This is a genomic window from Burkholderia sp. AU33545 (genome assembly GCF_020419685.1).
GTDB lineage: Bacteria > Pseudomonadota > Gammaproteobacteria > Burkholderiales > Burkholderiaceae > Burkholderia > Burkholderia diffusa.
On record NZ_JAIZRQ010000006.1, the window covers coordinates 1 to 18733 of the forward strand.

An 18733-nucleotide genomic window follows, 5' to 3' on the forward strand; every position below is an offset into this window, starting at 1 on the left:
ACGTGAACGGCGGGGCGATCGCGATCGGTCACCCGATCGGCGCGTCGGGCTGCCGGATCCTGGTGACGCTGCTGCACGAGATGGTCAAGCGCGATGCGAAGCGCGGGCTGGCGTCGCTGTGCATCGGTGGCGGGATGGGCGTCGCGCTCGCGGTCGAACGCGGTTGAGCAGGGTCTGACGATATTGCACGCGGACGGCGCCGGCCGGTGCCGCCCGCGTGCGCAGCAACCTTCGCGCGGAACAAGCAACCAACAACAAGCGTGATGTACCGGTGCGCCGTGCCCGCCTTGCGGGTGCCAGCGCATCGCAGCGGTGGGGCGGCAGCATGTGCCATGCCGTCGCTCCGCATCATTGACTACCTTTTTGTCGGTAACTTATAGGATGACTAAGCGAATTGCAGTTGTGACTGGTGGAATGGGCGGCCTCGGCGAAGCGATCAGCATCCGGTTGAACGATGCGGGCCACCGGGTCGTCGTCACGTATTCGCCGAACAACGCGGGCGCCGATCGCTGGCTGACGGAAATGCATGCGGCCGGCCGCGAATTCCATGCGTATCCGGTGGACGTGGCCGACCACGATTCGTGCCAGCAGTGCATCGACACGATCGTGCGGGACGTCGGCCCGGTCGACATCCTGGTGAACAACGCGGGCATCACGCGCGACATGACGCTGCGCAAGCTCGACAAGGTCAACTGGGATGCGGTGATCCGCACCAACCTCGATTCCGTGTTCAACATGACGAAGCCGGTCTGCGACGGCATGGTCGAGCGCGGCTGGGGACGCATCGTCAACATCTCGTCGGTCAACGGCTCGAAGGGCTCGGTCGGCCAGACCAACTACGCGGCCGCGAAGGCCGGCATGCACGGCTTCACGAAATCGCTCGCGCTCGAGATCGCGCGCAAGGGCGTGACGGTGAATACGGTATCGCCGGGCTATCTCGCGACGAAGATGGTGACGGCGATCCCGCAGGACATCCTCGATACGAAGATCCTTCCGCAGATTCCGGCGGGACGGCTCGGTCAACCCGAGGAAGTCGCGGCGCTGATCGCGTATCTGTGCTCGGAGGAGGCCGGCTTCGTGACGGGCTCCAACATCGCGATCAACGGCGGCCAGCACATGCACTGACGCGCGGCGGCCCGGGCGGCGTTCGCGCGCGCCCGGGCCGTGCTCCCGCTGTATCCAGCGCCGGGATGGCGCGGCACGCGCGCGGTGACGGATCACGGACGCAGGTTCGCCGCGCATGCGGCGGGCCGTGTGCGCCCGCGCTCCGACTACCGCGTCGCGGCACGCGCGCCGCCCCGGCCTCGCATTCCGGAGGAGGCATGGGTGACACCTGGATGGGACTCGCGATCGGCGGCTCGGCACTGGCCGTCGCGCTGACGATGGCGATCGCGCTTCACTGGCTCGAGCGGCGCCGTGCGCGGCTGCTGCGCAACTTCGATCCTCTCGATTGCTGGCTCGTCGCGTATGGCAAGCGCCTGGCGCGCGGGCCGGCGCGTCGCACGCGTAGCGGCGCGCGCTGACGGCGGCGGTGCGGCAACGGCGCGTTCACGCGTCGTGCCGCATCGCGCGCGTTCGTGTGCGGTACGCGGAACGCCCGCGCTCAATCGCTGCTTTTCGCCGCACCTTCGCCCGAATCGTTCTTGTGGAAGATCCGCTTCGTCGTGCGCTTGGTGGCATCCCAGCCCTCGCGCGACGCGTGCGCGATGCCGTGGCCGACCGTCTTCGCGGCGCTCGCGGTTGCGTGGCCGAAGCTTCGCGCGGCCTCGCCGGTCTTGTGCGCAGCTTCTTTCGAATCGCGCTTGATGTCCTGCTTCACTTCCGACATGTCCGCGTGCGCGATCGGGCTGATCAGCGCGAGAACGAACGCGGTGCAAATGAACTGACGTGCTTTCACGACCTGGTTTCCTTGGGGCTAGTCATCGAGGGTCCGCGCGGCCGGCCGGCGGCGGAACGAATACGCCGGCGGCCGATGCATCGAGCATCACCGCGGCGCGGCCGCCGAGCAGCACGCGCTCGCCGCAGCGCAGCGTGAAGCCGTACAGCACGGAGCGGTCGTCGCCGCCGATGCGCTCGGCGTCGACGATCAGCGGCAGCTCGAACGTGTCGAGCCGATCGACGAACGCGTCGACGTTGCGCACGCTCGCCAGATAGCCGGCGCGCGGCCGCGCAGGTTCCGTCTGCGCGTGTTGCGTACCGACCAGCGCGCCGTGCACGGCCATCGCCTGTGCCGCGTATTCGATTCCGCAGACCGATGCGAGCCGGCCGTGCGAGCGAAGCGGGTTGTGCGGATCGCGATGGCTCGTCGCGCTGCAGCGGATCCGCACGGCATCCCATGCTTCGACGCGATCGAGCAAGCACATCGCGCCTTCGTGCGGAATGTGCGCGGCGATCCATGCGCGATCGAGCGTTGCCGTCGTCAGCGCAGGCGTCGGCGTCGTCATTGCGCGTGCTCCGCCGCGGGATTCGCCAGCGCGATATCGACCTGCACGCGCGTATCGTCCAGATAGTCGAGCACGACGCTCGCCGTGTGCCGAGCGGCGAGCGCGTCGAGCAGCGGCAGTGCGCGCGCGGCCGGATTGCCGGTGCGCAGCGCGTCGAGTTCGGGGTTCGCGAGCGTCGTCGCCGGCGCGTCGGTGAGCTGCACGTCGATGCGCGCGAGCGTGCGTTCGCTCGCGTCGGGCACGAGCACGAGCGCGACGCCGAATGCGTCGACGATCGGTCGCACCGCACGCAGCGGCTCCGGATAGTCGGTGTCGTAGGCGATCAGCAGGCTCGGCACATGATCGACCGCGACCTGGCACAGGCTCTCCAGCAAGCCCGCGGCAAAGCTGCCGTCGTGAGCGCACAGCACGTTCGACGTCGCCATCGCGCGGGTCGCGATGCTCCAGTAGCCGGCCGGCGCGTTGTGCACGGAGTTGTGAAAGCGGGTGGGCGACAGGTGGCGATCGTCGCCGGCGAGGGTCTCGCAGATCGCGTGGCAGTTCTGACCGTCGCCGCCGGACGCGCTGAACACGGTCGCGAGCGTGGCGGCATCGCGCCCGCTCGCGGCTGCCGCCTCGAGGCCGACCGCAAGCGCGACGCGCACGACGGGGCCGGTGCGGCGGCGTTCCGCCGGCGGCAGGCTGGCGGGCGGCGGCAGCACGGTGCGCGCGCTCGCATAGGCCGCGCGGCCCGCGAGCACGTCGGCCGCGTGCGGCCAGTCGTTCAATCCCGGCCCGACGAGGCCGACACTTTCGATGAAGGCGGTGAGGGTCATGTCGGCTCCCGGCGGCGGGCATGCTCGGCGCGGCCGAGGATCAGGCTGCAGTTCGTGCCGCCGAATCCGAACGAATTCGACAGGACCGCACGCACGCGCGCCGCGCGGCTCGCGAGCACGTAGTCGGAGGCCAGCGCCGGGTCGGGCTGCGTCGTGTTGACGCCGGCCGGCACGAACTGCTCGCGCAGCGCGATCGCGGCGACGACCGCTTCGAGCGCGCCGGCCGCACCGAGCGTGTGCCCGGTCGCCCCCTTCGTCGAGCTGCACGGCGTGCGCGCGAGCAGCGCGCCGACGGCGCGGCTTTCGGCGGCATCGTTGCTGGGCGTCGCGGTGCCGTGCAGGTTCACGTAGTCGATGTCGCCTGCCGCGAGGCCGGCCGACGCGAGTGCCTGTTCGATCGCGATGCGCGCGCCGAGCCCTTCCGGATGCGGCGACGACATGTGATGCGCATCGCTCGATTCGCCGATGCCGAGCAGCAGGATCGCGTCTTCGTCGAGCGCGGCGCGTGTATCCGGCACGCGTTCGAGCAGCGCGAACGCAGCCGCTTCGCCGATCGAGATGCCGTCGCGCGCGACGTCGAACGGCCGGCACGGGCTGCGCGACAGCAGTTCGAGCGAATTGAAGCCGTACAGCGTCGTCAGGCACAGCGAATCGACGCCGCCGACGATGGCCGCATCGATCAGCCCCGCTTCGATCATCCGGCGCGCGGAGCCGAATACCTTCGCGCCGGACGAACACGCTGACGAGATCGCCATCGCCGGCCCGCGCAGCGCGAAATACGCGCGCACGAATGCGGCCGGCGAATACGGGTTGTGCGTGTGCGCATAGCGGAACCCTGCGGGCAGCGCGCCGCTCGCCGGATCGCGTTGCTCGTACGCGCGTTCGGTCTCGAGGATGCCGGACGTGCTCGTGCCGATGAACACGCCGACGCGCGCGGCGCCATGGCGCGATACGGCCGCCGCGACGCGTGCGTCGAAGCCGTCCTGGACGAGGCCGAGTTGTGCGAGGCGGTTGTTGCGGCAGTCGAAGTCGGCGAGATCCGTGCGCACGGGATGCGCATCGACGCCGTCCACCGCGCCGATCCAGGTGTCGAGATCGGCGCGTTCGAAGTCGCACGGCGTGAGCCCGCCGCGTGCGTTGCGCAGCGCGTCGAGGGTCGCATCGAGGCCGCTGCCGATGCAACTGGTGGCGGTGAAGTGCGAGAGCAGGAGAGGTTTCACGAGGGTCGTATCCGGTGGCCGGAACGGGCGCCGCAGCAGGGCTGGCGGGCGCGCCGGGCAGGGTCAGATTTTATCAAACGGGGGGGCCGGCGTGCCGGGCTGGGCGGGCGATTCGGGCGCGAGCGCGGCGCGCAGCGTGGTCCAGTGCAACTGCGCATCGGCGGCCGCGCGCAGCAGCGCCGGCAGCACGTCGAGCACGACCGGTTCGCCGCGCGCGTCGCGTGCCGCGTGGCCGTCGTGAACGAGCAGGATGTCGCGCGGCGCCAGACCGTCGAGCAGGCGGCGCGTGACGATGTCCGCGTCGCTCGCGCGCGTGTCGAAGCCGCGGCGCGTCCAGCTGGCGAGCTGCAGGCCGAGCTCGCACAGCACCGGCTCGAGAAATGGATTGCGCAGGCCGGCCGGCGCGCGGAAGAAGCGCGGGCGCGTGCCGGCGATCTCGGTCAGCGTCTGCTGCGCGGCCGCGATCTCGCGCCGCAGCGCGGCGGGTCCCGACAGCGAGAACGTATGCCGGTGCCGCTGGCTGTGGTTCTCGACCGCATGGCCGCGCGCGACGATCGCTTCGATCCACCGCGGATGGCGGCGCGCGAGATCGCCGATGCAGAAGAACGTCGCGCGCGCATCGTGACGATCGAGCAGGTCGAGCACACGCGGCGTGACGTCGGGGTCCGGGCCGTCGTCGATCGTCAACGCGATCCGGCGGCCGGCGCCGGCCGGCAGGCGCGTCCAGTTCGGTCCGAGCAGCGCGCTGCGCGGCCACAGGCCGGCGGCAGTCAGCGCGAGATGCGACGCGACCACGCCGCCGGCTGCCCACGGCCATGCAGCCGGTTGCGCGACGACGGCCGCGAGCGCGCCCGCGTGCAGCGCCGCCGTGCCCGCGATCAGCGGCGTCGGTTTCCAGCGGCGCGCATCGCCCGGCTGCCGCGGTGGAACGGACGACGGCGCATTCATGCGCGGGCTCCTGTCAGGTCGGGACGAGCGCTGCTCGTCGCTGCGGCGCGTGGCGCGAGAATCGCGGCGAACGCGAGCGCGAGCATCGCGCCAGGGCCGACGGTCAGCCCGAAGGTTTCGAGCAGCGGCACGCGCGACAGCGCGAGCAGGCCGAAGCCGGCCACCGTCGCGAGGTTCGCGATCAGCAGCGACACGAGCGTGTGCGGCGTGACCGGTTGTGCGTCGTCGCGCTTGTTGAAGAACAGCGCATAGTTCGAGCCGACCGCGACGATCAGCAGCATCCCGACGAGATGCAGGATGGTCAGCGGCACGCCGGCGAGCGCGAAGCCGGCCGTCACCACCAGCACGGCCGCGACCAGCGGCGCGAGCGCGCGCACGACGCGACGCGGCGAGCGCAGCGCGATCAGCAGCAGCACGGCGATTGCCGCGAAACCCGCGAGCGACAGCCGGATGTCCTCGTGCACGTAGTTCACGTACAGGCGGTCGGCCTCGGCCTTCATGTCGACGAACAGCGCATCCGGCACGCCGGCGCGCGCGACCGCCGCGCGGATCGGCGCGGCATCGAGCGCCGGCGTGGCCGCCGACGCGGTACGTGCGGTATCAGGCGCGCGCAGCGGCAACATCGCGCTCCAGCGGCCCGCGCGCTCGGTCAGCAGCGCGTCGACGGCGAGCGCCATCGACGTGCCGCGCAGGTCCGCGCGCGTGATCGGCGGCGCGCGGCGTGCGGTCTCGACATCGGCGATGAACGGTGCGAACAGCTCGGGCCGGACCGAGATCGGCTGGTTCGCGACGGCCGCACGCATGCGCGTGGCAAGCACGTCCGCGTCCGGCAGGCTCGCCTGGCGCGCGCGCTGCGCGGCGTCGCTCGGCAGATAGCGCGCGGGACTTTCGAAGCCCGCGAGCGTGCCGCGATCGACGAGCGGCTGCAATTGCGCTGCGACCTCTTCCGCGCGTTCGAGCGCGGCCTGTTCGGTCGGCGCGGAAATCATGACGAGGTAGCGCACGTCCGGCGCGCCGATATCGGCGCGCAGGCGTGCGTCGAGTGCCTGCGCGCGGGCGGGAACGGGGCTCAGCGCTGCAAGCTCGCGGCTCCACAGGCCGTCGCGATGCAACACGAGCGTCGCGCACGCGGCGAGCACGAGCGCGGCGAGCGGCCAGCGCAGCCGCGGCGCCGCGGCGGCCGCACGCGCGAGCACCGCGCCGACGCGCGACACGTCGCGAATCGCGACGTGCTCGCCGCGCAGGTGAGGCAGCACGAAGCGCGTGACGAGCGCGGCGGCCGTCAACCCGGCGATCGAGTACAGCCCGAGCTGCACGAGGCCCGGAAAACCGGAGAACAGCATCGACGCAAAGCCGCACACGGACGTCAGTACGCCGAGCCTGATCGTCGGCCAGTACGTGGCGACCCATGCGCGCGTCGCGTCGGCAGGCCGCGCGGTGCCGCGCGCGCCGACCTGCGCCGATTGCACGAACAGGTAGATCGAATAGTCGACGGCTTCGCCGATCAGTGTCGTGCCGAAGCCGAGCGTCAGCCCGTGGACCGTGCCGAACACGATGCTGACCGCCGCGATGCCGGCCGCGATGCCTGTCAGCACCGGCAGCAGCCCCAGCGCGAGCGTGCGCGGCGAGCGGTACAGCGTCATCAGCAGCGCGACGATCAGCACGACGCTCGCCGTCGACAGCCGCTCGACGTCGTGCCGGATCGTGTCGCGCGTGTCGACCGAGAACACGCCGGGGCCGGTCATCGCGAGCGTGTACGCGGCGCGGTTCGACAGCGTCTGCGTCGCGGCCGAGAACGCGTGGCGCACCGCGTCGATCGCGCGCGCCTGCGCGTCGGTGTCGGAGCCGGCGGCGGCCGTCTGCACGACCAGCACCGCGCGCGTGCCGTCGCGCGACGTCCACACGCCATCGCGCATCGCGGGCTGCGCGCCGCTGTCGAGCTGGTCGACGAGCGCGGTCACTTCGCCGGTCGGGTCGCGCGGCAACATCGCCTTCGCGACGAGGCCCGCCGACGAGCTCAGCAGGTCGAGGCTGTCGCCGAGCGCCTGGTGCAGGCCGCCCGCGCTGAAGCGTTGCGGCGAGACGGCCGGGCTCAGCAGATAACGATGGTCGAACACGAACTGCCGGTCTTGCACGTCGTTGACCGCTTCGCCGTTGTTGATCGCCGAGAATTGCCGGTCGGCGCGCAGCGTGCCGGCGACGCGCCGCGACAGCGCGGCGCGCGTGGCCGCATCGCCGCCGTCGATCGCGACGAGGATCAGCCGCGACACGATGCCGTCACGCAGTTGATCGACGAGCACGCGCTGCCCGGCGCTCGGCGCGCTCGGCAGGAATGCGGACAGGTCAGTCGTGAAATGCGCACGGGCGATCGCGATCCCGCATGCGACGAGCGCAACCAGCCACACGAGCACGGCGCGCTGCCGCCACGCGGACGGGCGATGCGCGACGGGGGCGGTCGGCCGGGTGCGCTCGTCCATCACTTCGCCGGGACGGGTTGCAGCCGCATCGTCGAATGGTCGCCGTCGGCCTGCCGGATCGCGACGCTGCGCAACTCGTCGCGCGAGCCCTCGAGCGTGATCGTGCTGACGACCTTCAGCATCCGCGAATCGAGCGGCGTGAGCATCAGCGTCCAGTCGTCGCCGCGACCGGCGAGTGCGACCTTGTAGACCTGCTCGAGCGCGTAACGATTGCCGGCGAGCGTCGCGCGGATGCTGTCGATGAACGCACCGAGTTCCGGATAGCGCGCGAGCGCGAGCGTGTACTTGCGGTTGTTGCGCTCGACGGTGAGCATGTCGCCGTCGACGACGAGATGTTCGGGCTTCGGGCTCAGCGTGTGCTTCTCGAGGTGGTCGGGCGCGACGAACACGAGTTCGCCCGACGATTCGAGCGGTTGCGCGGCGATCGATAGCGTCTTCGTCTCGATGAACGTCGCGCGTCCGGACTTGTGCTGCGCGAGCGTCGACATCAGCCGGTCGAGGGTCCACGCCGCACCGGTGTCGGCCGCGTGCGCGGGCAGCGCGAGCGCGACGGCGGCCGTGATGGCGAACGTGCGCGCCGAGCGGCGCAGCGCGGGCGCGGACGGTAGCGGGAACAGCGACAGGAAGCGGAGAACGGCGGTCATGCGTCGGAATCCCTCGTGGCGGACAGGTTGGCGCACGCGCGCGCATCGTCGCGGCGCGCGGCGGCCGTGCCGGTCTGCCAGAAATCGAAATAGTTGAACCAGTTGTACGGGGCCGCGCGGCAATACCTGTCGAGCAGCGCGACGTAGCGCGCGAGCGCCGCGTCGACGGCCGCCGCGCGCGCGTCGCGGCGCACGTCGGAGAAATCGGCGAGCGTCTCGAAGTGCACGTCATAGCGGTTGCCGTCGCGATAGAGGCCCGTCATGAACAGCACCGGGCGCCGCAGCATCGCGGCCATGTACAGCGGCCCGAGCGGGAACGCGGCCGGTGCGCCGAGCAGCGGCAGCCGCCGCATCGAGGTTGCTGCATCGTCGAGCAGCGTGCGGTCGGCGAGCATGCCGACCATGCAGTTCGCGTCGAGACGCTCGCGCACCTTCAGCATCGAGTCGACCTGCCCGAGCGGAATCACGTCCGGTTTCGCGGCCGGGTTCACGGCGGCGAGCGTCGCGTTGATCTTGCGCGCGTTCTCTTCGAACATCGTGACGACGACGCGCAGGTCCGGACGCGTGCGGCCGATCGCGCGCACGACTTCGAAGCTGCCGAGGTGCGCGCCCATCAGGAATGCGCCGCGCCCGCCGGCGAGCGCATCGTCGACCCGCGTTTCGCCATGCAGCCGGATGTCGAACAGGTCGAAGCGGCCGTTCATCAGGTAGATGCGGTCGTGGATCGTCGCCGCGAACGTGAACACGTGCCGGTACACGTCGCGCCAGCGCACTGGACGGTCGAGCACGCGGCGCAGATAGTCGCGTGACGCCGAGCAGGCGACCGGCGAGAACAGCACGAAATAGGTCGCGATGGCGTGCAGCACGACACGCGACGGCCGCCGGCCGAACCGCAGCGAGATCCAGGTCATCGCGCGCAGCAACGCCGCGTTGCTGCGTTCCTGGCGCTCGGCCCATGCGGTGCGCTTCATGGCCGTGCACCCTCCGGCGCGGCGGCCGGTGCGGACAGCACGCCGGTGGCGACGTCGCGTGCGCCGGCGCGCAGCGTGAAGCGGATCGCGCCGCCGGCCGCTGCATCGAACGCGAGATCGAGCGGCTCGCCGGGCGCGACCGGGCTCAGGAATTTCGCGGAAGCCAGCCGCCACGTGTGCAGCGGGCGGTTCAGCGACGCACCGAGCGCGGCGATCGCGTGATCGAGCAGCACGACGCCCGGCACGATCGGATGACCGGGGAAATGACCGGGCAGTGCCGGGTGATCGGCGGGAATCGTGAACGCGAGCGGCGCAGCCGTCACGGCGCGCTCGCTCGCTTCAGCCGCTGCGGCCCGCGTGTGCCGTGCGACGAGCGCGGCGAGCACGTCGCGCGGCAGCTTGCCCGTTTCGTTGCGCGGCAAAGCGTCGACGAACACGAGCGGACGCGGCATGAACGCGGGATCGATCCGTTCGCGCAGCGCGCGCTGCAGGTCGGCCGCGGCGAGCGTCGGCGCGACCACGAGCGCGACGAGCCGCGTGACCGGTTCGCGGGTCGCATCGGCATCGGCCGGCGTGGCGTCGTCCGGCATGAAGAACACGCCGTCGACGACGTCGGCGATCGCGTTCAATTGGTGATTCAGATAGGCGAGCGACGTGCGCTTGCCTGCGATGTTGACGAGGTCTGCCTTGCGGCCGTGCAGCAGGAAGCGGCCGTCGCCGAGCAGTTCGAGCGCATCGCCCATCGGCACGGGGGTTTCGACGTGTCCGCCCGACGCCCACACGGTCGGACCGCTGTCGTCGCCTGCGGTGTCGCGGCCCGGCGCATCATGTGCCGGGCGTGCGTCGAGGCGGATGCCGGGGAACAGCTGCCACGTCGCGCCTTGCGACGTGCGGCGCGTCGCGATCTGGCCGGTCTCGGTGCTGCCGTAGATCTCGACGAGCGGCGCATCGAGCGCGGCCTCGGCTTCGCACGCGAGCTTTTCCGACAGCGGCGCGGTGGCGGACAGCACGAGCGCGGCCGGCGGCAGCGCATGGCCGGCCGACAGCAGTGCGCGCAGGTGAATCGGCGACGTGACGAGCACGCGCGGCTGCGGGATCGCGGCGAGTTCGTCGCGAATGTCGACGGGGTAGAACGGCTGGCGGTTGCTGAACGCGAGGCCGCCGATCAGTGCGAGCAGCACCGTCGACTCGAAGCCGTACATGTGTTGCGCGGGCACGGTGCCGATCAGCGTGGCCGCGCGGCCGTCGAGCAGGCCGAGGCGGTCGGCCGCCGCGCGCACGCAGCCGACCAGGAAGCCCCAGGTCTTGCGATGCGGTACCGGCGCGCCGGTCGAGCCCGACGTGAACACGTACGCCATGATTCGCGACGCGTCGATCTGCGGCACCACGCACGGCGCGTCGTCGGGGAGGTCGCCGGGTGCGGCGTCCGGATAGGCGAAGCGCGGCAGGTCGATCGTGCAGTCCGGCGCGTCGTGCAGGCAGAACGCGTCCGGTGCGAACGACGCGAGCTGGCGCACCATCTCCGGCGTGTGTGTCGACGGCAGCAGGCTGATCCTGCCGGTGACGAGCGCCGCGCACAGGCTGACGGCGAAGCGGTAGCGATCGCGGCACACGTTGAACACGTGGCCGCCGGCGGGCAGCGCGGCGGCCACGCGCGCGACGTCGGCGACGAACGCGCGCACGCTGACGGGCGTGCCGTCGCGCCAGGCAATCACCTGGTCCGGCGAGGAATGGAACACCAGCGGGTAAGTCGGCATAAATCGGCGAAAGCGGGAGACGGTCACCGGCGCGGCCGCGATGCGGCGCCGCGCCGGTCATGAATTCATCGTGACGGCTGCGTCGACGCGCGGTACGCGCGCACCGCGTCGATCATCCTCGGCCGTGCGTCGTGCGGCAGTGCGAAGCGCCGGCACGCATGCTCGGCGGCGAACATCACCGCGACGAGCGGCAGCGACAGGTAGTTCGCGAACGTCGACCATGCGACGATCGGCGCGGTCGCGAACAGCAGCGTCGACACGGCGGCGATCGCGACGAAGAACAGCGTCCATGCGAACGTGATGCGCCGCGTGTAGATCGCGACGGCCGGCGTGATCGTGCCGTGGATCATGGTCGCGAAGCGCGTGCACAGCGGCACCTGGCCGGCCGCGAGCGTGCGGCCGAACAGCAGCGCCAGCGCGAGGTTGAAGCTCGCGTGCTCCAGATACAGGCCCCATTCGAAATGGCGCGCGAGCGGAATGCGCGTGGCCCACAGCGCGGCCGCGGCGAGCAGCCATGCGGACACCAGCCATCCACGCCTCGGCGAGCGCAATGCCGCGCCGAGCGCGAGCAGCAGCGGCGGCACGAGCGCCATCGCGAGGCCGAAGCCGTGCGCGCCGGGAGTCGCGGCCGCGTAGTGCGCGCCGATCTGGTACGCCGCCACTGCGGCGACCGCGCCGACGCCGCGTGCGATGCCGAGCGGCGAGGTCATCGCGGCGCTCCGGGCGCGCGGCGCGTGCGCGCATTGCTGTCGTCCGTCGCGGCGCGGCGGCGGACGGGCGGGCAAACCGGGTCGAGACGAATGGACGGGCACGGCATGGCTGCTGGAAACATCGGACGGATCGCGGCCGGACGCATTCGTCGGGCCGTCAAACATCATATGAATGGCGACCGGGACGCGTGTCCGGGCCGGCTATCGTGCACGCACATTTTAGGGCCGCGGCGCGGCGGTTCGAGGTCGACGCAGCCGGGTTTTGTAACCGAATGTATGGCAGCGCACTGAACCTTTCGCGGCGGCGATTCATTTCCGCCCGACGCGGCTCAAGCGTCTGCTGCGATCGCGGTCCCGAAACCGGCCGCGGCGGGGGCCTTCAGTCTGTAACCAATCCCCGTATACGTGCCGATACCCATCGTCTAGAATCCGCGTAACTTTTACAAACGACCCCCAATAACGCAGGCGGGGAAGCCGGCAGACGCCGGAGGACGGAGATTCGCGCGCGCTTCGCACGCGCCGGGCGTGCACGACGATTGCCGTTTCCGGGTGCCTCCCGCTGCCATGCGCCGCCTGCCCGCAAGCATGATGAACGCACTGGAACAAGAGCTCGCCACGCTGATCATCGGCGAACTGAATCTCGAAGACGTCCCGCTCGAAACGGTGACGGCCGGGACCCCGCTGTATGGCGAGGGCTTTGGGCTCGACTCCATCGACATCCTGGAAATCGCGCTGCTGATCTCGAAGAAATACGGCTTCGAGCTGCGCTCGGACAATCCGGACAACCAGAAGATCTTCGCGACGCTCGGCGCGCTTGCCGAGTACGTCGCCGCGCATCGCACCAAGTGACGGCGGCGCGCGCGAACGCGACGCGGCACGCAGACGACGACGGCACGCGGCGGCGGTCGCTGGACGAACCACGGCCACGTCGATCGAGAGGAAACGCCATGAACGGAGCAATGCGATGCGGGCGCTCGTAACGGGTGGCAGCGGCGCACTCGGGCAGGCGATCTGCGCGGCGCTCGCGCAGGCCGGCCACGAAGTCTGGGTGCACGCGAACCGGAATATCGCGCAGGCGGAGGCGGTCGCGCAGCAGATCGTCGCGGCCGGCGGCACCGCGCATGCGATTGCGTTCGACGTGACCGACGCCGATGCGACGCTCGCCGCGCTCGCGCCGTTCATCGACGACGCACCGGTGCAGATCCTCGTCAACAACGCGGGCATTCACGACGACGCACCGATGGCCGGCATGTCGCGCCGGCAGTGGCATAGCGTGATCGACGTGACGCTCAACGGTTTTTTCAACGTGACGCAGCCGTTGCTGCTGCCGATGATCCGCACGCGGCGCGGCCGGATCGTCAACATCGCGTCGGTCGCCGGCGTGACCGGCAACCGCGGGCAGGTCAACTACGCGGCCGCGAAGGCGGGGCTGATCGGCGCGACGAAGTCGCTGTCGCTGGAGCTCGCGTCGCGCGGCATCACGGTGAATGCGGTCGCGCCCGGCATTATCGAATCGCCGATGGCCGACCCTGCATTTCCCGCCGAACGGATCAAGCAGCTCGTGCCGGTGCAACGCGCGGGCCGGCCCGACGAAGTCGCGGCGATGGTCGCGTATCTGGTATCAGATGCGGCCGCTTATGTGACGGGACAAGTGTTGTCCGTCAACGGCGGGCTCGCATGACGACGCGCGCGGCGTCGGCCTGACGCGAAGCAACGGCGCGCAACGCGGCGCGTGGCCACGACGCCGCGAGCCCGCACCGCATAGTGAGGAAATCGAAGTGTCAGTGTATCCAGTCGACGCCGAACGGCGAGCGTGTTCCCCGTCGTCCGCCACGTCCGCGGTCGCGCGCGAACACACGACAGGCGGAGCCGCCGCATCGCGAGCGGGCATCTCGCCCGCCGCGAACGGCGGCAACCGTGCGCTGCGACTCGTCCAGATCGATCATGCGCGGCTGGCCGCGCTGCTGCACGATGCGCGGCAGCGGGGCGACGCATTCGACCACGTGTTTCCCGGTGCGCTCGGTGCGGTCTGCATCGGTGCGGCTGGCGCGCCGACCGACGCGATGGCCAGCATGCTTGCCGCCGCCGCGCCTGACCTGCCGCGCGCACCGGTGCAGATGGCGCTGCTCGACGCCGGCGGCCACGCACGCGCCGGTGCGGTCTGCGAAATCTGGCAGTGCGACGCGCCCGATCTGCGCAGCGAGCGACGCGGCGCACTGCAGTATCGCTACAGCGAAACGGCGGGGCTCGTGTTCGGCAGCATCGTCGTGCAGGAGGAGCAGGACGCGGCCGATGCGGATCGCGACGGCGGCACGCCGCTCGAGCGCGCGACATACGATGCATACCGCGCGCTGTTCGACGTGCTCGATGCGCTCGGCATTGCGCATCCGCTGCGAATCTGGAATACCGTGCCCGCGATCAACGCGCTGCAGTTCGGGATCGAGCGCTATCGTCAGTTCAATATCGGCAGGCAGCGTGCGTTCGACGCGTGCCGTCGCGCGCTGACGGGCAGCGTGCCGGCGGCCTGCGCGCTTGGCTCGGTCGTGCCCGTCGCGGGCGACACGCCGCCGGCCGCGCCGCTCGCGATCCATTTCATCGCGACCCGCACGCCGGCCGATCCGGTCGAGAACCCGCGCCAGGTCAGCGCGTATCACTACCCGGCGGAGTACGGCCCGCGTGCGCCGACGTTCGCGCGCGCGGCCGCGTGGCCGGGCGACGATGCCGCGCCGTTGCTGTTCGTGTCGGGCACCGCCAGCATCGTCGGGCATCGGACCGTGCATCGTGGCGACATCGTCGCGCAAACGCGCGAGACGATCGCGAACCTGGCCGCCGTGCTCGAGCAGGCCGCGCGGCAGGGGCACGGCCCGTTCGCGCTCGCCGACCTGAACTATCGCGTCTACGTGCGCGACGCCGACGATGCCGTGGCGCTCGCCGCGATCGAACGCGCGCTGCGCGATGCGGCGGGCTCCGGCGTGCGGCCGTTGTTCGTCCACGCGGACGTGTGCCGCGACGATCTGCTGGTCGAGATCGAAGCGAGCGCCGGCCATCCGCTGGAGCACCTGTCGTGAAGCGCGCGGGCCTGTCGCTGCGCGAAGGCGGCGTCGACGAAGCCTGTCGGCAGTCGCCTGCAGGTCATAAACTTTTGTCAGGATCCTCGTCTTCGCAATCGGCCGTTCCCATGTTCAAGCTGCACGCCTCGTCCACCCATCTCGTACTGATTCCGAGCTACAACCCGGGCGTCAAGGTCGACACGACCGTGCGCAACGCCCGCGCGCAGTGGAACCCGGTGTGGGTCGTCGTCGACGGCAGCACCGACGGCAGCGCCGAGCGGCTGCAGGCGATGGCCGAGCGCGACCCCGGGCTGCGAGTGATCGTGCTGCCGGAGAACCGCGGCAAGGGCGCCGCGGTGCTGGCCGGGCTCGACGCGGCGGCCGCAAGCGGCTTCACGCACGTGCTGACGATGGACTCCGACGGCCAGCATCCGGCCGACCTGATTCCCGAATTCATGGCCGCGTCGCAGGCGGCGCCGGATGCGATGGTGCTGGGCCTGCCGAAGTTCGACGCGAGCGCGCCGCAGCTGCGCGTGCAGGGCCGGCGGCTGTCGAACGGATGGGCCGACCTCGAGACGCTATGGGCCGGGATCGGCGATTCGCTGTACGGCTTCCGCGTGTACCCGGTCGCTCCGCTCGCCGCGATCATGCATCGCCAGCCGTGGATGCGCGGTTTCGACTTCGATCCGGAAGCCGCCGTGCGGCTGTGCTGGGCCGGGGTTCGACCGATCCGCATCGAAGCGCCGGTGCGCTACTTCGGCGCGCACGAGGGCGGCGTGTCGCATTTCCACTATGGCCGCGACAACGCGCTGCTCGCGTGGATGCACCTGCGGCTCTTCGCCGGTTTTGTGGTGCGGCTGCCGATGCTGGTCGCGCGGCGGCTCACGCGCCGGTCGCGTTCGACGTTCAGCCGGTCATCCGGTCACGGCGATTGATGACGTGATTGCTATCAAATGACTGGGCAATCGCGCCGTTCGTTTCGAATCGGTGAGTAATCAAGCTGTCATTTGATGTAAACGTCTGGTAATTTTCTGCCGGATTATGCAAAATCCCCGCTTCCAAATACAACTACCGAGGGATCCGGGATGCATATCAAGAAAGCGGCGGCAGCGTGTGGCATGGCGTTCCTGTTGAGCGCATGCGGCGGCGTGCAGAATCTCGACGCGAACAGCCTGACGTCGGCGGGGACCAGCCTGTTCAAGGCGGCGACGCTGTCGGACACCGACATCGCGGCGCTGTCGAACGACTCGTGCAAGGCGAGCGACGCCGAATCGAAGATCGCCGCGCCGAATAGCGCGTACTCGAAGCGCCTGACGAAGGTGATGAAGGGCTTCGGCGACATGACGCTGAACGGCCAGAAAATCAACTACAAGGTCTACGTGACCAAGGACGTCAACGCGTGGGCGATGGGCAACGGCTGCGTGCGCGTGTACAGCGGCCTGATGGACATGATGAACGACGACGAACTGCGCGGTGTGATCGGTCATGAAATGGGCCACGTCGCGCTGGGTCACTCGAAGAAGGCGATGCAGACCGCCTACGCGGTCAGCGCGGCACGCACCGCGGCCGGTGCGGCATCGCCGGGCGTCGCGGCCCTGACGAGCTCGCAGCTCGGCGACATCACCGAGAAGTTCATCAACGCGCAATTCTCGCAGACGCAGGAAAGCGCGGCCGACGACTACTCGTTCGACCTGATGAAGCAGAAGAACATGAACCAGAAGGGCCTCGTCACCGCGTTCCAGAAGCTTGCGCAGCTCGATGGCGGCAAGAGCTCGATGATGAGCTCGCACCCGTCGTCGGCTAGCCGTGCGCAGCACATCCAGGATCGCATCGCGAAGGGCAGCTGATCGCCGCCTGGGGCGCCGGCCGCGTTCGGCGCCGCCCGGGATGAACGAAACCCCACGCTCTTGCGGGCGTGGGGTTTTTGTTTTTCGGGGAACCGGAACAGGGCCGTGCCTCTTGCTTACGGCACCATCCCCGGCAGCACGTAGGCCTGCACGAGCGTGATCAGGCCGACGATCACCGCGAACAACAGGCTGTGGCGCACCGTGAAGCGGAACAGCTCCGATTCCTTGCCGACGAGGCCGGTCGCCGCGCATGCCACCGCGATCGACTGCGGCGAGATCATCTTCGCGGTCACGCCGCCCGTGGTGTTCGCGGCGACCGCGAGCGTCTCGGGCACGCCGAGCTGATGGGCTGTGGCCTGCTGCAGCGAGCAGAAGAGGGCGTTCGACGACGTGTCCGAGCCGGTCAGGAACACGCCGAGCCAGCCGAGGAACGGCGAGAAGAACGGGAACGCGGCGCCGGTCGCGGCCAGCATCAGCGCGAGCGTCGACGACATCCCCGAGTAATTCGCGACGAATGCGAACGCGAGCACGAGGCCGATCGACAGGATCGGGCGCGTGAGTTCCTTCAGCGTCTCGCCGAACGTGACGAGCGCGTCGCGCGGCTTCATCCGCAACAGCGCCATCGAGATCAGCGCGGTCACGAGGATCGCGCTGCCCACCGCCGACACCAGATCGATCTTCAGCACGGCGTCGAGCGCCTTCGGCGTCGCGGCGATCGGCGCGGTCTTCACGACGAGCTGGTCGAGCCCTGCCACATGGAACTTCAGCACGGTCGACGCGAGCGCGCCGTGCGCGGCGAACAGCGCCTTGAACGGCGCGATGCTCCACACCGTGACGACGGCCGTCAGGATCAGGAACGGCGACCACGCGCGGACGGTCTGTACGAGCGTGTACGGCGACGCCTGCCGGCTCGTGCCGGTGCCGCTAGCGCCGAACCTGCCCGCGCCGAACCCGGCCAGCGCCGCGCCGCCGCCGGACGAGACGACGCCGCCGGCCGGCTGCTGCGCGGTGCGCGGCTGCCACACCTTCAGGAACGCCGCGAGCGCGACGAGGCTGACGAGCGACGACGTGATGTCCGGCAGCTCGGGCCCGATGTGGTTCGACGTGAAGTACTGCGTGAGCGCGAAGCTGCCGCCCGCGACGAGCGCGGCCGGCCAGGTCTGCCGCACGCCGCGCAGCCCGTCCATCATGAACACGAGCCAGAACGGCACCGCGAGCGACAGCAGCGGCAGCTGGCGGCCGGCCATCGCGCCGATGTGGAACGGGTCGATGCCCGTCACCTGCCCGGCGACGATGATCGGGATGCCCATCGCGCCGAACGCGACCGGCGCGGTGTTTGCAATCAGACACAGTCCGGCCGCATGCAGCGGCTTGAAGCCGAGGCCGACGAGCAGCGCGGCCGTGATCGCGACGGGCGCGCCGAAGCCTGCCGCGCCTTCGAGGAACGCGCCGAACGAGAAGCCGATCAGCAGCATCTGCAGGCGCTGGTCGTCGGTGATCGACAGCACGGACGCGCGGATGATGTCGAACTGGCCGGTCTTCACGACAATCTTGTACAGGAACACGGCCGCGACGATGATCCACGCGATCGGCCACAGGCCGTACGCGAAGCCGAAGCCGGCGGCCGCGAGTGCCTGCGGCACGGGCATGCCGTAAGCGAGGATCGCGACGCCGAGCGCCAGCAGCAGCGTGATCGCGGCCGCGACGTGGCCCTTCATCCGCAACGCGGCGAGCGCGACGAAAAAGAAGATGATCGGGATCGCGGCGACGAACGCCGACAGCCCGAGGCTGCCGAGCGGGGTGTAGATCTGATGCCAAACCTGCATGGTTGTCTCCTCCATGGATTTCTA

Annotated in this window: 18 protein-coding genes and 1 pseudogene; 8 read left to right on the top strand and 11 right to left on the bottom strand. The window is 70.2% G+C overall.

Annotation, left to right across the window (positions count from 1 at the left end):
- The 3 genes and pseudogenes from LGM71_RS20165 to LGM71_RS20175 all read left to right on the top strand — a co-directional run.
- Positions 1–167 (top strand): annotated as a pseudogene (locus tag LGM71_RS20165) (acetyl-CoA C-acetyltransferase); the annotation flags it as partial.
- A 214-nt stretch (positions 168–381) separates the two neighbouring features.
- Complete coding sequence (gene phbB / locus LGM71_RS20170) at positions 382–1125, top strand: acetoacetyl-CoA reductase (protein WP_124900901.1); 744 nt, start codon at positions 382–384, stop codon at positions 1123–1125.
- Between the two features lie 197 nt (positions 1126–1322).
- A complete protein-coding gene (locus LGM71_RS20175) occupies positions 1323–1523 on the top strand; it encodes a hypothetical protein (RefSeq protein WP_059683846.1) in 201 nt (66 codons plus the stop codon).
- An 80-nt stretch (positions 1524–1603) separates the two neighbouring features.
- Here the strand turns inward: LGM71_RS20175 and LGM71_RS20180 are convergent, their stop codons facing one another.
- The 10 genes from LGM71_RS20180 to LGM71_RS20225 form a co-directional block, all read right to left on the bottom strand.
- Positions 1604–1897 (bottom strand): hypothetical protein, encoded by a 294-nt coding sequence (locus LGM71_RS20180; RefSeq protein ID WP_059607735.1) that lies wholly within the window; start codon positions 1895–1897, stop codon positions 1604–1606.
- Between the two features lie 22 nt (positions 1898–1919).
- Complete coding sequence (locus LGM71_RS20185) at positions 1920–2444, bottom strand: hotdog family protein (protein ID WP_226116109.1); 525 nt, start codon at positions 2442–2444, stop codon at positions 1920–1922.
- Positions 2441–3259: a beta-ketoacyl synthase chain length factor gene (locus LGM71_RS20190; protein ID WP_174906133.1), complete on the bottom strand. Its 819-nt coding sequence runs from the start codon at positions 3257–3259 to the stop codon at positions 2441–2443. Before LGM71_RS20190 ends, LGM71_RS20185 begins: the two co-directional genes overlap by 4 nt.
- Positions 3256–4479 carry a beta-ketoacyl-[acyl-carrier-protein] synthase family protein gene (locus LGM71_RS20195; protein ID WP_226116111.1) on the bottom strand — a complete coding sequence of 408 codons (1224 nt, stop codon included), beginning with the start codon at positions 4477–4479 and terminating at the stop codon, positions 3256–3258. Before LGM71_RS20195 ends, LGM71_RS20190 begins: the two co-directional genes overlap by 4 nt.
- A 63-nt stretch (positions 4480–4542) precedes the next feature.
- Positions 4543–5427 (bottom strand): polysaccharide deacetylase family protein, encoded by an 885-nt coding sequence (locus LGM71_RS20200; RefSeq protein WP_175817060.1) that lies wholly within the window; start codon positions 5425–5427, stop codon positions 4543–4545.
- Positions 5424–7904, bottom strand: a complete 2481-nt coding sequence (locus LGM71_RS20205) for an MMPL family transporter (RefSeq protein ID WP_226116113.1) — start codon at positions 7902–7904, stop codon at positions 5424–5426. Before LGM71_RS20205 ends, LGM71_RS20200 begins: the two co-directional genes overlap by 4 nt.
- The gene (locus LGM71_RS20210; protein WP_059607724.1) at positions 7904–8548 is read right to left on the bottom strand and encodes a LolA-related protein; all 645 of its coding nucleotides are present in this window, start codon (positions 8546–8548) and stop codon (positions 7904–7906) included. The genes LGM71_RS20205 and LGM71_RS20210 overlap by 1 nt, the downstream gene beginning before the upstream one ends.
- A complete protein-coding gene (locus LGM71_RS20215) occupies positions 8545–9519 on the bottom strand; it encodes an acyl-CoA synthetase (protein ID WP_226116115.1) in 975 nt (324 codons plus the stop codon). The genes LGM71_RS20210 and LGM71_RS20215 overlap by 4 nt, the downstream gene beginning before the upstream one ends.
- Positions 9516–11276, bottom strand: coding sequence for an AMP-binding protein (locus tag LGM71_RS20220; RefSeq protein ID WP_226116117.1), 1761 nt, complete (start codon positions 11274–11276; stop codon positions 9516–9518). The genes LGM71_RS20215 and LGM71_RS20220 overlap by 4 nt, the downstream gene beginning before the upstream one ends.
- Positions 11277–11341: 65 nt before the next feature.
- Entirely contained in the window at positions 11342–11986 is a 645-nt protein-coding gene (locus LGM71_RS20225; RefSeq protein ID WP_124900909.1) for a hypothetical protein, read from the bottom strand.
- Positions 11987–12550: 564 nt separating this feature from the next.
- Here LGM71_RS20225 and LGM71_RS20230 point away from each other — a divergent pair.
- From LGM71_RS20230 to LGM71_RS20250, 5 genes are all read left to right on the top strand, one after another.
- Positions 12551–12835, top strand: a complete 285-nt coding sequence (locus LGM71_RS20230; protein ID WP_124621269.1) for a phosphopantetheine-binding protein — start codon at positions 12551–12553, stop codon at positions 12833–12835.
- A gap of 115 nt (positions 12836–12950) precedes the next feature.
- Entirely contained in the window at positions 12951–13667 is a 717-nt protein-coding gene (gene fabG, locus LGM71_RS20235) for a 3-oxoacyl-ACP reductase FabG (protein WP_226116120.1), read from the top strand.
- 97 nt (positions 13668–13764) lie between these two features.
- The gene (locus tag LGM71_RS20240; RefSeq protein ID WP_226116122.1) at positions 13765–15054 is read left to right on the top strand and encodes an endoribonuclease L-PSP; all 1290 of its coding nucleotides are present in this window, start codon (positions 13765–13767) and stop codon (positions 15052–15054) included.
- 110 nt (positions 15055–15164) lie between these two features.
- On the top strand, positions 15165–15971 hold the full coding sequence (locus tag LGM71_RS20245; RefSeq protein WP_059607714.1) for a glycosyltransferase family 2 protein: 807 nt from the start codon (positions 15165–15167) through the stop codon (positions 15969–15971).
- A 150-nt stretch (positions 15972–16121) separates the two neighbouring features.
- Positions 16122–16883: a M48 family metalloprotease gene (locus LGM71_RS20250; RefSeq protein ID WP_059607712.1), complete on the top strand. Its 762-nt coding sequence runs from the start codon at positions 16122–16124 to the stop codon at positions 16881–16883.
- Positions 16884–16999: 116 nt separating this feature from the next.
- On the opposite strand, the gene LGM71_RS20255 is transcribed toward LGM71_RS20250, so the two are convergent.
- Complete coding sequence (locus LGM71_RS20255; protein ID WP_226116124.1) at positions 17000–18709, bottom strand: lactate permease LctP family transporter; 1710 nt, start codon at positions 18707–18709, stop codon at positions 17000–17002.
- Positions 18710–18733 lie beyond the last annotated feature (24 nt).

Excerpts from the sequence above, each read along its gene's own strand:
- phbB (WP_124900901.1), top strand. The coding sequence starts at position 382 with ATGACTAAGCGAATTGCAGTTGTGACTGGTGGAATGGGCGGCCTCGGC.
- LGM71_RS20175 (WP_059683846.1), top strand. The coding sequence starts at position 1,323 with ATGGGTGACACCTGGATGGGACTCGCGATCGGCGGCTCGGCACTGGCC.
- LGM71_RS20185 (WP_226116109.1), bottom strand. The coding sequence starts at position 2,444 with ATGACGACGCCGACGCCTGCGCTGACGACGGCAACGCTCGATCGCGCA.
- LGM71_RS20190 (WP_174906133.1), bottom strand. The coding sequence starts at position 3,259 with ATGACCCTCACCGCCTTCATCGAAAGTGTCGGCCTCGTCGGGCCGGGA.
- LGM71_RS20200 (WP_175817060.1), bottom strand. The coding sequence starts at position 5,427 with ATGAATGCGCCGTCGTCCGTTCCACCGCGGCAGCCGGGCGATGCGCGC.
- LGM71_RS20205 (WP_226116113.1), bottom strand. The coding sequence starts at position 7,904 with ATGGACGAGCGCACCCGGCCGACCGCCCCCGTCGCGCATCGCCCGTCC.
- LGM71_RS20210 (WP_059607724.1), bottom strand. The coding sequence starts at position 8,548 with ATGACCGCCGTTCTCCGCTTCCTGTCGCTGTTCCCGCTACCGTCCGCG.
- LGM71_RS20215 (WP_226116115.1), bottom strand. The coding sequence starts at position 9,519 with ATGAAGCGCACCGCATGGGCCGAGCGCCAGGAACGCAGCAACGCGGCG.
- LGM71_RS20220 (WP_226116117.1), bottom strand. The coding sequence starts at position 11,276 with ATGCCGACTTACCCGCTGGTGTTCCATTCCTCGCCGGACCAGGTGATT.
- LGM71_RS20225 (WP_124900909.1), bottom strand. The coding sequence starts at position 11,986 with ATGACCTCGCCGCTCGGCATCGCACGCGGCGTCGGCGCGGTCGCCGCA.
- LGM71_RS20230 (WP_124621269.1), top strand. The coding sequence starts at position 12,551 with ATGCGCCGCCTGCCCGCAAGCATGATGAACGCACTGGAACAAGAGCTC.
- fabG (WP_226116120.1), top strand. The coding sequence starts at position 12,951 with ATGCGGGCGCTCGTAACGGGTGGCAGCGGCGCACTCGGGCAGGCGATC.
- LGM71_RS20245 (WP_059607714.1), top strand. The coding sequence starts at position 15,165 with ATGTTCAAGCTGCACGCCTCGTCCACCCATCTCGTACTGATTCCGAGC.
- LGM71_RS20250 (WP_059607712.1), top strand. The coding sequence starts at position 16,122 with ATGCATATCAAGAAAGCGGCGGCAGCGTGTGGCATGGCGTTCCTGTTG.
- LGM71_RS20255 (WP_226116124.1), bottom strand. The coding sequence starts at position 18,709 with ATGCAGGTTTGGCATCAGATCTACACCCCGCTCGGCAGCCTCGGGCTG.